The sequence below is a fragment of the Janthinobacterium sp. AD80 genome (genome assembly GCF_002878455.1).
Classification (GTDB): domain Bacteria; phylum Pseudomonadota; class Gammaproteobacteria; order Burkholderiales; family Burkholderiaceae_D; genus Janthinobacterium.
The window spans coordinates 33828-46379 of sequence record NZ_NRDQ01000019.1; the positions used below are offsets into that span (position 1 = coordinate 33828).

Below are 12552 nucleotides of genomic sequence, written 5' to 3' on the forward strand. Positions count from 1 at the left end.
AAAAAAAGGCAGCCCGAAGGCTGCCTTTCTTGTGCGGCGCAGATTGAAATTAAATCTTGCGCAGCTTCTGGATCGCTGCCAGCTGCGCAATCGCGCTGGCCAGCTCGGCTTGCGCTTGCGCGTAGTCGATGCCCGAATCCTTGTTGTGGATATTTTCTTCCGCCAACTTCTTCGCTTCCAGCGCTTTCGCTTCGTCGAGGTCGTGACCGCGGATCGCGGTATCGGCCAGGACGGTCACGGTATCCGGTTGCACTTCCAGCAGGCCGCCGGCGACGAAGACTAACTCTTCTTCTGCCTGGCCGACTACCTTGATGCGGACCGCGCCCGGACGGATGCGGGTAATCAAAGGCGTGTGGCGTGGGTAGATACCCAGCTCGCCCTGTTCACCCGGCAACGCGACGAATTCTGCTTCACCTGAAAAAATCAGTTCTTCAGCGGAAACCACGTCAACGTGAATTGTGTGTGCCATGTGTGTCCTATCGGGTTGAAGAACCCCGCCTTCTGAGGGGCGGGGTTAGGCCCAGACTTAACTTAGTTAAGTTTCTTGGCTTTTTCGATTGCTTCTTCGATCGTGCCGACCATGTAGAACGCTTGTTCCGGCAGGTGATCGAGTTCGCCCGAAGCGATCATTTTGAAGCCCTTGATCGTGTCTTTGAGCGAAACGTATTTACCAGGCGCGCCGGTAAAGACTTCAGCGACGTGGAAAGGCTGCGACAGGAAACGCTGCATCTTACGTGCGCGGGCAACCAGCAGTTTGTCTTCCGGTGCCAGCTCGTCCATACCCAGAATCGCGATAATGTCGCGCAATTCCTTGTAGCGTTGCAGGGTCGTTTGCACGGCACGCGCGGTGTCATAGTGCTCTTGACCAACGATCAACGGATCCAGCTGACGCGAGGTCGAATCCAGCGGGTCCACGGCTGGGTAGATACCCAGGGAAGCGATGTCACGCGACAGCGCAACGGTCGAATCCAAGTGAGCAAACGTGGTAGCAGGCGACGGATCGGTGTAATCATCGGCTGGAACGTAGACGGCCTGGATCGAGGTGATCGAACCGGTCTTGGTCGACGTGATACGCTCTTGCAGACGGCCCATTTCTTCAGCCAGGGTCGGTTGGTAACCCACAGCCGACGGCATACGGCCCAGCAGTGCCGAGACTTCGGTACCAGCCAGCGTGAAGCGGTAAATGTTGTCGACGAAGAACAGAACGTCCTTGCCTTCATCACGGAACGATTCAGCGATCGTCAGGCCGGTCAGCGCGACGCGCAGACGGTTACCTGGCGGTTCATTCATCTGACCGTAGACCATCGCCACTTTGGAGTTCTCTGGATTTTCCAGATCAACCACTTTCGCGTCAGCCATCTCGTGGTAGAAGTCGTTACCTTCACGGGTACGCTCACCAACACCGGCGAACACGGACACGCCGCTGTGCGCCTTGGCGATGTTGTTAATCAGTTCCATCATGTTCACGGTCTTGCCTACGCCAGCGCCGCCGAACAGACCAACTTTACCGCCTTTTGCAAACGGGCAAACCAGGTCGATCACCTTGATGCCGGTTTCCAGCAGTTCTTGCGAAGGCGACAGTTCGTCGTATGCAGGAGCGGTGCGGTGGATCGACGCGATCTGCTCGTGCGACACGGGGCCGCATTCGTCGATCGGGTTGCCCAGTACGTCCATGATGCGACCCAGGGTTGCTTTACCGACTGGCACCATGATTGGTTTGCCGGTGTTCTGAATCATCATGCCGCGACGCAGGCCATCGGACGAGCCGAGTGCAATGGTACGGACAATGCCGTCGCCCAACTGCTGTTGTACTTCCAGGGTCAGTTCCGAGCCTGCCATCTTCAAGGCATCAAATACCTTAGGCATCGCGTTGCGGGGAAACTCAACGTCCACCACAGCGCCGATACACTGAACGATTTTGCCATCAGCCATGTTCGTTCCTTCAATATAGTTAAATTCGTTTAAACCGCAGCCGCACCGGCGACGATTTCGGAGAGTTCTTTGGTAATCGCAGCTTGGCGGGTCTTGTTGTAGATCAGCTTTAATTCGCCGATCACACTACCCGCGTTGTCGCTTGCAGCTTTCATCGCGACCATCCGTGCCGATTGCTCGGACGCCAGATTCTCCGCGACTGCCTGGTACACCAGCGCTTCTACATAGCGCTCCAGCAATTCGTCGATGATGCTTTGTGCATCCGGCTCGTAGATGTAATCCCACGAGTGTGCGCTCTTGTCGGCGACCATTTTGTCGGCCGTCAATGGCAGCAGCTGTTCGACCACTGGTTCCTGCTTCATCGTGTTGATGAATTTGGTGTAGCACAGGTACACTGCGTCGAGCTTGCCAGCCTGGAACTCTTCGAGCATGACCTTGACAGGTCCGATCAATTTTTCCAGGTGGGGCGTATCACCAGTTTGAATGGCAGAGGCGACGATCTTGACGCCGATGCGATTCAAAAAACCCAAACCCTTGTTACCGATGGCAACTGCTTCAACCCGGTTGCCAGCTGCTTCCAGCTCGCGCGACTTCGACGTCACCTGGCGCAGGATGTTGGTATTCATGCCGCCGCACAGACCCTTGTCGGTCGTCACAACGATGAAACCTACTGCCTTCGCTTGCGTACCCTGGGCAGCTGCCAGGAACGGGTGCGTGTATTCCGGATTGGCATTCGCCAGATTGGCGGCGATATTCCGAATCTTGTCACTGTAGGGACGGGCGGCCCGCATCCGGTCTTGCGCCTTGCGCATTTTGGACGCGGCGACCATTTCCATCGCCTTGGTGATCTTCTTCGTATTCTCTACGCTCTTGATCTTGCCTCGTATCTCTTTGCTTGATGCCATGAGTCCTTACTCCTTCTGCGCGTAGGGCGGCGCCTCACTCAAAGGTGGGCGCCGCCTGGCCGCTTAATATGCGCCGGATTTCTTGAAATCAGCAATGGCCGCCGACAGAGTTGCTTCGCTGTCTTTGTCGAGTTGCTTGGTTTCTTCGATCTTGGCCAGCAGAGCAGCTTGCTTGGTCTTCATGTAAGCGTGGACACCAGCTTCGAACGACAGCACTTGCTTGACTGGCACGTCGTCCATGAAGCCTTTGTTCACCGAGAACAGCGATACGGCCATCAGCGAGATCGACAGTGGCGAGTACTGGGCTTGCTTGAGCAATTCCGTCACGCGGGCACCACGGTCCAGCTGCTTGCGGGTCGATTCATCCAGGTCCGAAGCGAACTGCGCAAACGCAGCCAGTTCACGGTACTGCGCCAAGTCGGTACGGATACCGCCGGACAGGTTTTTGATGACCTTGGTCTGGGCGGCGCCACCGACGCGCGATACGGAAATACCGGCGTTAATCGCAGGACGGATACCGGCGTTGAACAGCGAGGTTTCCAGGAAGATCTGACCGTCGGTAATCGAAATCACGTTGGTTGGAACGAAGGCGGACACGTCGCCAGCTTGCGTTTCAATGATCGGCAGCGCCGTCAGGGAACCCGTCTTGCCTTTGACGGCACCGTCGGTGAACTTCTCGACGTAGTCGGCGTTCACGCGTGCTGCGCGTTCCAGCAGGCGGCTGTGCAGGTAGAACACGTCGCCTGGGTACGCTTCGCGACCTGGTGGACGGCGCAGCAGCAGCGAGATTTGACGGTATGCAACAGCTTGTTTGGACAGATCATCATAGACGATCAGTGCATCTTCACCGCGGTCACGGAAGTATTCGCCCATGGCGCAACCGGAGTACGGCGAGATGTATTGCATGGCGGCTGATTCCGAAGCGGAAGCGGCGACAACGATGGTGTATTCCATCGCGCCGTGCTGTTCCAGCGAGCGCACGATGTTCTTGATCGACGAGGCTTTTTGGCCAATCGCGACGTAGATACATTTCATGCCCTGGCCTTTTTGATTGATGATCGCATCAATCGCCACAGCCGACTTGCCGGTTTGACGGTCGCCGATGATCAGTTCGCGCTGGCCGCGGCCAACTGGAACCATCGCATCGATCGACTTCAGGCCGGTTTGCATCGGTTGCGAAACGGACTCACGGGCGATCACGCCCGGGGCGATTTTTTCAATCGCGGCCGTCAGTTTGGTCTCGATGGCGCCTTTGCCGTCGATCGGCTGGCCCAGCGCGTTGACTACGCGGCCTAGCAGCTCAGGACCGACTGGCACTTCCAGAATGCGGCCGGTGCATTTCACCGTGTCGCCTTCGGAGATGTGCTCGTAGGCACCCAGAATCACGGAGCCGACGGAGTCGCGTTCCAGATTCATTGCCAGGCCAAACGTGTTGCCTGGGAATTCCAGCATCTCGCCTTGCATCACGTCCGACAAACCGTGGATGCGGCAGATACCGTCGGCGACGGAAATAACCGTGCCTTGATTACGCACTTCAGCGCCGCCGTCAAGACCTTGGATCCGGCTCTTGATCAACTCGCTGATTTCAGATGGGTTGAGTTGCATACTAACTCCTAAAAGTGTTTCTCTCAGCTTGCGCGAGGGGTAAGGGTCTGTCTAAGCTGGCCTGCCGAAGCGCGTGTCTTACGACACCAGTGCAGCGTGCAGTTGCTGCAACTTGGCGCGCACCGAGGTATCGAGCACCTGGTCGCCTACGACCACGCGCACGCCGCCGAGCAGCGATGGATCCACTGTGACGGCAGGGTTGAGCTTACGACTGAATTTCTTTTCCAGCGTTGCGACCAGCTCGGCCGTTTGGCCTTCGCTCAGATCGAAAGCGCTCGTGATCTCGGCGTCAGCCGCACCTTCCAGGCCATTTTTCAAGGCATGGAATTGCGCGCCGATTTCCGGCAGCAGGCTGATGCGGCCATTTTCGATCAACAACGTGACGAAGTTTTTCACTTCTTCATTGAGCGGCGATTTCAACAACGACAGGATGGTGGCGGCGACGTCGCTTTCCGAAACTTTCGGATTGCGCGCGTACGCCTGTACCTCGGGGTGGCTACCGATCTGTGCCAGTTCGGACACCAGTTCGGACCACGCCGCGAGGTTGCTTGACTCCTTACCAGCTTGGGCTACGCGGAACAAAGCTTCCGCGTAGGGACGGGCGACGGTTGCGAGTTCTGCCATGATTACAGCTCGACAGCAAGACGCTGCAACATTTCGGCGTGAGCCGTTGGGTTTACTTCACGCTTCAAGATCTGCTCGGCACCCTTGACAGCCAGGTCAGCCACCTGAGCGCGCAATTGTTCGCGTGCTTTCGACAGTTGCTGTTCGGCGTCCGACTGGGCTTGCGCAATGATACGCGCAGCTTCAGCTTGTGCATTTTGCTTGATCTCTTCAGCAACCAGCTGCGCGCGCTTTTCAGCGTCCGCAACGCGTTGCGAAGCTTCTTCACGTGCACTGTTCAATGCCTCTTGCGCACGCTTTTCAGCGACAGCCATCGAAGCCTGACCTTGATCGGCCGCAGCCAATCCATCCGCGATTCGTTTGGCACGCTCATCCAGCGCGTTGTTCAACGCTGGAAATACGAACTTCATCGAGAACCAGACCAACACCGCGAAGGTGATCATCTGGCCGATGAGCGACATATTGATGTCCATACCTTTGCTCCTAACTAAAAGTTTCTCCTAGGGTTGGAGCGAATTACTGAGCAACAGCCGTCAGAGCGGACAGGAACGGGTTAGCGAACGTGTACAGCAGAGCGATACCAACGCCGATCATCGAGATTGCATCCAGCAGACCAGCGATAACGAACAGTTTGGTTTGCAGTTGTGGCATCAGTTCTGGTTGACGTGCCGACGCTTCCAGGAATTTGCCACCCAGAATAGCGAAGCCCAGAGCGGTGCCGATTGCGGCCAGGCCGATGATGATTGCTGCTGCCAGAACGGTCATGCTTTGTACTTGTGCGATCAGAGCTTGCATAAAATTCTCCTAAATTTAAAAACGAAAGATACTAAAAAAACAAAATATAAAGTTAATGATTAATGTTTCTCAACCGCAAGGCTCAGATACACAACCGTCAACGCCATAAACACAAAAGCTTGCAAAGTTACAATCAAGATATGGAAAATTGCCCATGGACCACCCAACGCCCACTGTGCCCACCAAGGCAACAACGCGATCAAGATGAAAATCAGTTCGCCGGCATACATATTGCCGAACAGTCGCAGCGACAGGGAGATCAGTTTTGCAACCAGCTCAACCATTTGCAGCAGGAAATTGACAGGGGCCAGCAAGATCGTGCCGATGATGCCGCTGGCATGGAACGGTGCCGTGAACAGCTCCTTGATCCAGCCGCCCAGGCCCTTGGCCTTGACCGAGAAGGCGATAATGCACAGGACTACCGAGAACGACATGGCGAAGGTGTGGTTGACGTCGGCCGTTGCCACGACGCGCAGTTTATGCACGCCAAACCAGCTCAGAATCATCGGCAGCAAGTCAACCGGCAGGAAGTCCATCGCGTTCAGCAGCCAGACCCATACAAAAATAGTGATGGCCAGCGGTGCGATGATCTTGCTTTTCGCGTGAAAGGCCCCATTAATAGTGTCATTGACCATTTCCATGATCATTTCGACGAAGTTTTGCAGCTTGCCAGGCACGCCGGCAGTGGCACGACGCGAAGCCATGTAGAAAACAGCCAGGAAAACAAAGCCCAGAATGGCCGAAATCCAGAACGTGTCCAGATTGATGGTGCCTTCGGCATTGCGTAGGTGAGCCAGATGGTGGCTGATGTATTCTGTGGCGTTGGCCGGGGCAGCATGGCCCGCTTCAATAGCGTGTTCTGTGGTCATAATGAATTTAGATTTGTCGTTTCAGAGCACAACAGGCCCCAAAACCAATGATTAAACAGCGAGCAATGAAAACCAGTATGCTAAGGTTGCCACCGCGAAACCCAAGATCAGCCATAACCAGGCGGCCGACTGAAACAACACCAGTGCCAAGATAAAGAGCACCGCTGTGATAAATATTTTCACCACTTCTGCGCGCAAATGCGCCCGGAATGCCTTATTGGCGTCGCTAGAACCGCGAACGACCAACATGGCATACACCAGGCTACCGATGACTGCGATAGCGCCGCCATATGCGGCGGACCAGCCCTTCACACTGCCACCGAAAAACAGGGTGACCGTGGCAAAACTGATGGCAATTGCGAGCTGCAAAGCAACTACTTTGTAGACTGGTTTGGCAATATTTTGTTGTGAATCACTCAATTGCCAGGTTCCCAGAAAAATCTACACACGCAAAGACACGGGATTATAGTTGGCTTTGATCTATAGAGTCAAACGTTGCTGCACCGCAGCAGGGCAATTGCTGCGCGAAACTGACGCTTTACCGACTATTCGCCGCCATTTGCACCACTATATGGCAAAGTCGCTTGCCGGGCCGCTTCCAGCCGTGTTATCAAGGAATCACGTGGTCCATCCGGAAAGCATGGCCGGATTGTCCACACCGTATATCCCCTGTCTTTGCAGCTTGCTATTTAACCACGCAAGCGTGCCAACACACCATCGAGCACGTCAAGATCGGCAAAATCGATCACCAGTTGGCCACGCCCTTTGTTGCCCATCTTGAAGACCACCGGCGTGGCCAGCGCATCGGACAGCTCTTCTTCCAGGCGCGCGATATCGCCGGACTTTTCCTTGTGGCGCGGCTCGACCGGATTCGCCGCTTCCTCGATGGTGCGGGTCACCAGCTTTTCCGTCTCGCGCACGGACAGGCGCTTGGCCACCACCTGGTTGGCCAGCGTGATCTGGCTGGCCGCGTCGACGGCCAGCAGCGCGCGCGCGTGGCCCATGTCGATATCGCCGGCCATCAGCATGGTCTGCACGGGATGGGCCAGATTCATCAGGCGCAACAGGTTGGACACAGCGCTGCGCGAGCGTCCCAGCGCAGTGGCCGCTTGCTCATGCGTAAAACTGAAGTCGGCGATCAGGCGGTGAATGCCCTGCGCTTCTTCCAGGGGATTCAAGTCTTCGCGCTGGATGTTCTCGATCAGCGCCATGGCCGCGGCGGCCAGGTCGTCGACGTCGCGCACCAGCACCGGCACTTCCGTCAGGCCGGCCAGTTGCGAAGCGCGGAAACGGCGCTCACCGGCGATGATTTCATATTTGACAAGTCCGCTCAAGGTATCCTGGCCGATCGGACGCACCAGGATAGGCTGCATCAGCCCCTGCGCCTTGATCGAGGCGGCCAGTTCATTGAGGGCGCCTTCGTCCATGCGCGTACGCGGCTGGTATTTGCCGGCTTGCATTTGTGACACGGGCAAGTTCGACGGTTGATTGGTTTCCGGACTGGCGAAGTCGCCGCCGCCGCCCAGGAGGGCGTCGAGTCCGCGACCGAGTCCTTTTAATTTTTTCGTAGCCATGCTGTCCTAATCGTGTTTTCAGAGTAAGCGCTCACATCTTGATGTGCAGACGCTCGCCCCTTGTTTACATATGTTTGATGCGTTCGACCATCTCGGCGCCGAAGGCGATATACGCCTGGGCACCTTTCGAGCTGGGGTCGAAGGTCACGCCCGGCAAGCCGTACGATGGCGCTTCGGCCAGGCGCACATTACGCGGGATGATGGTATTGAATACCTTGTCGCCGAAGTGCTGTTCCAGCTGCGCCGACACTTGTTGCGATAATGTCATGCGCGGATCGAACATCACGCGCAGCAGGCCGATGATTTTCAAATCCGGGTTCAGGTTGGCGTGCACCTTCTTGATGGTGTTGACCAGATCGGACAGTCCTTCCAAGGCGTAGTACTCGCACTGCATCGGAATGATCACGCCATGCGCGGCGCACAGGCCGTTCAGGGTCAGCATCGATAATGCCGGTGGGCAGTCTACTAATATGAAGTCATATTCGCCATCCACTTCGGCCAGCGCATCCTTCAGGCGGCGTTCGCGGTTGTCCAGCTCGACCATCTCCACTTCGGCGCCGGCCAGCTCGCGGTTCGAGGGCAGCACATCGAAGCGTCCGGCTTCCGAACGCTGGCGTGCCGTTTTGACATCGGACTCGCCCAGCATCACTTCATAGGTCGACGCCTTCAAGCCGGCCTTGTTGATGCCGGCGCCCATGGTCGCATTGCCCTGCGGGTCGAGGTCGACCAGCAGCACGCGCTGGTTCAACTTGGCCAGACCGGCGGAGAGGTTGACGCTTGTTGTGGTTTTACCAACACCACCCTTTTGATTTGCTACACAAAAAATTTTGGCCATGTATCTTCTAGTTGTAAATAGGTGCAAACTTCATCGTGCGCCCCGGCATCCTGCCGAAACGATTTATACTGTTTATTTGATTTATACGATATAAATCGTTTATACGGTTTATATTATTTATACCGTATAAACTGTTTATATGATTTATATCGTTTAATTCTGCGTTCTTTAAATTCTTGCTATAAAGACCAGATGACGCTCTGCATTTAGCCCTGGCACCTGGATTGCTCGTAATTCCGTCACTTTCCAGTCCGCCGGCAGTCGCTCTCTCTCGTCTGGCGGTGCCACCCCTTTCAAGGCGATGAATTGCCCACCCTCGGCCAGCACATGGTTCGACCAGTTGACGAAGTCGGACAGGTCGGCAAAGGCGCGCGAGGTGATCACGTCGAATTTCTGCTGCACTTCCAGCTGCTCCACCCGTTTCGTGTACACGGTGACGTTGGCCAGGCCCAGTTCGGCCTTCACTTGCGTCAGGAATGCCGTCTTTTTATGCACCGTGTCGATCATCGACACCTTCACATCGGGCCGCGCGATAGCCAGGACCATGCCCGGCAAGCCGCCGCCAGCGCCCACGTCGAGCACGTTCTTGGCTTGCGCGAACGCCGGCACGGCCGCCAGCGAATCGAGCACGTGCAAGGTCAGCATCTGCAGGGGATCGCGCACCGACGTCAGGTTGTACACGCTATTCCATTTGGCCAGCAAGGCCAGGTAATCGAGCAGTTTTTCCGTCTGATCCGCGCTCAGCTCCAGGCCCAGCGCGGCGATGCCTTCATTCAAAATCTGGGCCAAAGCGGCCCGGTCAAACTGCTTCATTCAACAACCTCATCCTTTAAAGTGGTGGTCTGTATTTCGGCCTGACCTGCACCAAAACCGCGCTTTTTCAGGTGCACCAGCAGCAGCGAAATGGCCGCCGGGGTCACGCCGGAAATGCGCGATGCCTGGCCCAGGGTTTCCGGGCGCTGCTTGTCGAGTTTTTGCCGCACTTCGACCGACAGCGCGCCGATGTCCAGGTAGTTAAAACCTTCCGGCAAGGCCAGGTTTTCATAGTGTTCGTGGCGCTCGATTTCCTTGCTCTGGCGCTCGATGTAGCCCGCGTATTTGAGCTGGATTTCCACCTGCTCGCGCACTGCCGCGTCTGCCACGCCGGGGCCGGCCAGGGCCTGGCCCTCCATGCCCGTCATGCTCATCAAGGTGTCATAGGCAACGTTCGGGCGGCGCAGCAAGTCCGCCAGCGAGTATTCGCGCTCGATGGCCTGGCCAACGATGCGTTCCGACTCGGCGGCCGCCAGGATGCGCGGGTTGACCCACGTGGAACGCAGGCGCTCGAGCTCCAGCGCCACCGCTTCGCGCTTGGTTTCAAAGGCTTGCCACTGGGCGTCGCCGACGCAGCCCAAAGCGCGGCCGATTTCCGTCAGGCGCATGTCGGCATTGTCTTCGCGCAGGCTCAAACGGTACTCGGCGCGGCTGGTGAACATGCGATACGGCTCCTGCACGCCCTGGGTGATCAGATCGTCGACCAGCACGCCCAGATAGGCCTCCGAGCGGCCCGGTACCCAGGCGTCCTTGTCTTGCGTCAGCAAGGCCGCATTCAGGCCCGCCAGCATGCCTTGCGCGGCCGCTTCCTCGTAGCCCGTGGTGCCATTGATCTGGCCGGCGAAGAACAGGCCCGCCACGGCCTTCGTTTCCAGCGAAGCCTTCAAGCCGCGCGGGTCGAAATAATCGTACTCGATGGCGTAACCAGGGCGCAGGATGTGGGCGTTTTCCATGCCCTTCATCGACTGCACCAGGGCGATCTGCACGTCGAATGGCAGGCTGGTGGAGATGCCGTTCGGATAGAACTCGTGCGTCGTCAAGCCTTCCGGCTCAAGGAAGATCTGGTGCGATTCCTTGCCCGAGAAACGGTGGATCTTGTCTTCGATCGACGGGCAGTAGCGGGGGCCGACGCCCTCGATTACGCCCGTGTACATGGGGCTGCGATCGAGGCCGGCGCGGATGATGTCGTGCGTCTGTGCATTCGTGTGCGTGACCCAGCACGGCACCTGGCGCGGGTGCATGGCCGTGTTGCCCATGACGGAGAACACGGGTACCGGGTCGAGGTCGCCCGGCTGTTCCTGCATCACGGAAAAGTCGATCGTGCGGCCATCGATGCGCGGCGGCGTGCCCGTTTTCAAACGGCCCTGCGGCAGTTTCAGCTCTTTCAGGCGGGCCGACAGCGAGATGGCAGGCGGATCGCCGGCGCGGCCGGCCGAATAATTGTTCAGGCCCACGTGGATCTTGCCGTCGAGGAAAGTACCTGCCGTCAGCACCACTGCGCGCGCCAGGAACTTCAGGCCGATCTGCGTCACGGCGCCTACGACGCGGTCGCCTTCGACGATCAGGTCATCGACGGCTTGCTGGAACAGCCACAGGTTAGGCTGGTTTTCCAGGCGCGTGCGGATGGCGGCTTTATACAGGATGCGGTCGGCCTGGGCGCGCGTGGCGCGGACTGCCGGGCCTTTCGAGGAATTCAGGATGCGGAACTGGATACCGGACTCGTCGGTGGCGATCGCCATCGCGCCGCCCATGGCATCGACTTCCTTGACCAGGTGGCCCTTGCCGATGCCACCGATGGAAGGATTGCACGACATCTGGCCCAGTGTCTCAATATTATGCGTGAGCAAAAGCGTCTTCTGCCCCATGCGGGCGGAAGCGAGGGCCGCTTCGGTACCGGCGTGACCACCACCGACAACGATGACGTCGAATTCTGTAGGAAATAACATGATAAATAGGTAACAGTGCAAGTAAAAATGCGGGAAGAGAGCTCCGATTATAGAGTCTTTTTGCAGACGCAACCTTCCGCCGGCCATTTTTTGCTTAATTTTTACTCAGCAAGGGTGTGGCGCCACCCGTTTCTGTTTCACGTGGAACACGAATTGACCCCGCAAGCGCACCCTGGATAGAGCTGCAGGGTCCGCCAATGTTTGCTACAATTGCCGCATCGTCCATCAACGTCGCCACGCCAGTGGCCATCGGGACGGTCATTCAGGAGGACGGCCTCCCCCACATGGGAACACACCGGGACGGCCCGCTCTGCAAAGGAGCCGCCATGGCCTGGATACTTTTACTGATTGCCGGCATGTTTGAAGTCGTGTGGGCATACTCGATGAAACTCTCCGAGGGTTTCACCAGACTCACCCCCTCTATCGTTACCGTGGTCATGATGATCGCCAGCTTCGGCTTGCTGTCGATCGCCATGCGTACCCTGCCCCTCGGCACGGCGTACACCATCTGGACCGGCATCGGCGCCGTCGGCGCCTTCATCGTTGGCGTCGCCGTCCTGGGCGAACAGCTGAGCTTGATGCGCATCTGCGCTGCCGTCCTGATCGTCAGCGGCATCGTTCTGATGAAGCTGTCTTCGGCCCACTAAGTTTTCC

14 protein-coding genes are annotated in these 12552 nt (G+C 57.3%); 1 reads left to right on the forward strand and 13 read right to left on the reverse strand.

Annotation, left to right across the window (positions count from 1 at the left end):
- Positions 1–49: 49 nt before the first annotated feature.
- The 13 genes from JaAD80_RS04165 to mnmG all read right to left on the reverse strand — a co-directional run bounded on the left by JaAD80_RS04165 (position 50) and on the right by mnmG (position 11898).
- Complete coding sequence (locus JaAD80_RS04165) at positions 50–469, reverse strand: F0F1 ATP synthase subunit epsilon (RefSeq protein WP_102293015.1); 420 nt, start codon at positions 467–469, stop codon at positions 50–52.
- Between the two features lie 62 nt (positions 470–531).
- Positions 532–1932: a F0F1 ATP synthase subunit beta gene (atpD, locus tag JaAD80_RS04170; protein ID WP_034752705.1), complete on the reverse strand. Its 1401-nt coding sequence runs from the start codon at positions 1930–1932 to the stop codon at positions 532–534.
- A 29-nt stretch (positions 1933–1961) separates the two neighbouring features.
- Positions 1962–2837 (reverse strand): F0F1 ATP synthase subunit gamma, encoded by an 876-nt coding sequence (gene atpG, locus JaAD80_RS04175; RefSeq protein ID WP_102293016.1) that lies wholly within the window; start codon positions 2835–2837, stop codon positions 1962–1964.
- Positions 2838–2900: 63 nt separating this feature from the next.
- Positions 2901–4442, reverse strand: a complete 1542-nt coding sequence (gene atpA / locus JaAD80_RS04180; protein WP_034752701.1) for a F0F1 ATP synthase subunit alpha — start codon at positions 4440–4442, stop codon at positions 2901–2903.
- 78 nt (positions 4443–4520) lie between these two features.
- Positions 4521–5066: a F0F1 ATP synthase subunit delta gene (locus tag JaAD80_RS04185; protein ID WP_071080008.1), complete on the reverse strand. Its 546-nt coding sequence runs from the start codon at positions 5064–5066 to the stop codon at positions 4521–4523.
- A gap of 2 nt (positions 5067–5068) precedes the next feature.
- Positions 5069–5539: a F0F1 ATP synthase subunit B gene (locus JaAD80_RS04190; RefSeq protein WP_071325906.1), complete on the reverse strand. Its 471-nt coding sequence runs from the start codon at positions 5537–5539 to the stop codon at positions 5069–5071.
- 43 nt (positions 5540–5582) lie between these two features.
- Positions 5583–5861: a F0F1 ATP synthase subunit C gene (gene atpE / locus JaAD80_RS04195; protein ID WP_071080009.1), complete on the reverse strand. Its 279-nt coding sequence runs from the start codon at positions 5859–5861 to the stop codon at positions 5583–5585.
- 59 nt (positions 5862–5920) lie between these two features.
- The gene (gene atpB / locus JaAD80_RS04200) at positions 5921–6730 is read right to left on the reverse strand and encodes a F0F1 ATP synthase subunit A (RefSeq protein WP_102293017.1); all 810 of its coding nucleotides are present in this window, start codon (positions 6728–6730) and stop codon (positions 5921–5923) included.
- A gap of 51 nt (positions 6731–6781) precedes the next feature.
- Complete coding sequence (locus JaAD80_RS04205; protein WP_076564767.1) at positions 6782–7150, reverse strand: ATP synthase subunit I; 369 nt, start codon at positions 7148–7150, stop codon at positions 6782–6784.
- A 269-nt stretch (positions 7151–7419) separates the two neighbouring features.
- Positions 7420–8304: a ParB/RepB/Spo0J family partition protein gene (locus tag JaAD80_RS04210; RefSeq protein ID WP_102293018.1), complete on the reverse strand. Its 885-nt coding sequence runs from the start codon at positions 8302–8304 to the stop codon at positions 7420–7422.
- A gap of 64 nt (positions 8305–8368) precedes the next feature.
- Positions 8369–9139 (reverse strand): ParA family protein, encoded by a 771-nt coding sequence (locus JaAD80_RS04215; RefSeq protein ID WP_034752687.1) that lies wholly within the window; start codon positions 9137–9139, stop codon positions 8369–8371.
- 168 nt (positions 9140–9307) lie between these two features.
- Entirely contained in the window at positions 9308–9952 is a 645-nt protein-coding gene (gene rsmG, locus JaAD80_RS04220; protein ID WP_102293019.1) for a 16S rRNA (guanine(527)-N(7))-methyltransferase RsmG, read from the reverse strand.
- Entirely contained in the window at positions 9949–11898 is a 1950-nt protein-coding gene (mnmG, locus tag JaAD80_RS04225; RefSeq protein WP_102293020.1) for a tRNA uridine-5-carboxymethylaminomethyl(34) synthesis enzyme MnmG, read from the reverse strand. Before mnmG ends, rsmG begins: the two co-directional genes overlap by 4 nt.
- Before the next feature lie 326 nt (positions 11899–12224).
- On the opposite strand from mnmG, the gene sugE reads away from it, so the two are divergent.
- Positions 12225–12545 (forward strand): quaternary ammonium compound efflux SMR transporter SugE, encoded by a 321-nt coding sequence (gene sugE / locus JaAD80_RS04230; protein ID WP_102293021.1) that lies wholly within the window; start codon positions 12225–12227, stop codon positions 12543–12545.
- The last annotated feature ends 7 nt before the right edge of the window (positions 12546–12552 follow it).